We start from the raw sequence: 1,155 nt of genomic DNA, 5'->3' as shown, positions 1-1,155 counted from the left end.
TGAGCGACTATCTGGTGTGTCAAGTTGCATGTTCGAATTCTCTTCGCGCATCTCGTGCTTTTGCATTGAGAATGACCAGGAGTTTTCGGGCGAGTGCAATGCGGATGACCATTTTGGGTTTGCCGGCGCTTTGCAACCTTTGCCTGAAAGCGGCCAGATGCGGATCGTGTCTGGCTGCGGTGGCGGCGACCAGGAACAGGATGCCGCGTGGTCCGGAGCGCCCGCCGCGCACCGGTCGCGGTCCGCTGCGTTTGCCGCTGTCGTTGGCAATCGGCGCAAGGCCGGCCAGCTTGGCGATCGCCTTGTTGGAGATCCGGCCGATCTCGGGCAGCTCGGCCATCAGCCGGGCAACGGTGCGGTCGGCGACACCCTTGATCGAGCGAAAGGCCTGATTGAGGCAGGCCCAGAGCGGATCGTCGTCGATCATCGAGGCGATCTCGCCTTCGAGCGTGCGGCTCTGGCGCACCAGAAGCGCGATCACCTCGTTGAGGCTTGCCACGATCGACTCATCGCGGGCCGCACTGCGGCGCTGCTTCTGGACGATCAGGTCGCGCGTGACCTGGGAAAGCCGCGTCATCAGCGCCGACAGCCGCAGCTGCGCGGCTTTCGGCGGCGGCAGGGCAGACAGCCGTTTGGCCTCGGCATAATGGGCGATCATCTCCGCATCGATGCGGTCGGTCTTTTCCAGAAAGCCCATGGCCTCGGCAAAGCGGCGCACATGGCGCGGATTGGCCAGCGCGCAGGCAATCCCCAACTCCCACAACAACAGGAAGGCTGCCCGCTCGTAGCCGCCCGACGCCTCCATGACGACGAGTTCGACCCCATGCTCCCGGCAAAACTCGGCCAGCGCGCCGATGCCGGCCGCATCGTTGCTGAAGCGCTCAAACACCCCGGACGGGCGGATAAACGCATCCAGCCAGTCCTTCGAAACATCCACTCCACATATAACTCTGTTCACGGTAACCTGCCTTGTGCGTGCGATTGGAGCCAAGCGACTATTCGGTCGTACGTGACGATGACGAAGATCCCAGGCTCATCCACGGTTGTAACCGGAGGGGGTGCGGGCGACTTCGTCACGCCTCTGGCCGGGTGGCCACCCGGCCAGAGGCTCAATCGCTTCCATCGCACGAAATTCCTAACGTGCAGATACAAGGG

At 63.1% G+C, this 1,155-nt stretch carries 1 protein-coding gene; it reads right to left on the bottom strand.

All coding sequences use genetic code 11. The features are described 5' to 3' along the window. Positions 1 to 19: 19 nt before the first annotated feature. Positions 20 to 958 (bottom strand): IS110 family transposase, encoded by a 939-nt coding sequence (locus RWK44_RS34765; protein ID WP_168285141.1) that lies wholly within the window; start codon positions 956 to 958, stop codon positions 20 to 22. Between the last annotated feature and the right edge of the window lie 197 nt (positions 959 to 1,155).

The sequence above is a fragment of the Rhizobium sp. 25PS6 genome (assembly GCF_032464655.1).
Taxonomy (GTDB): domain Bacteria; phylum Pseudomonadota; class Alphaproteobacteria; order Rhizobiales; family Rhizobiaceae; genus Rhizobium; species Rhizobium laguerreae.
This window is presented reverse-complemented; position numbering and strand designations above follow the sequence as displayed.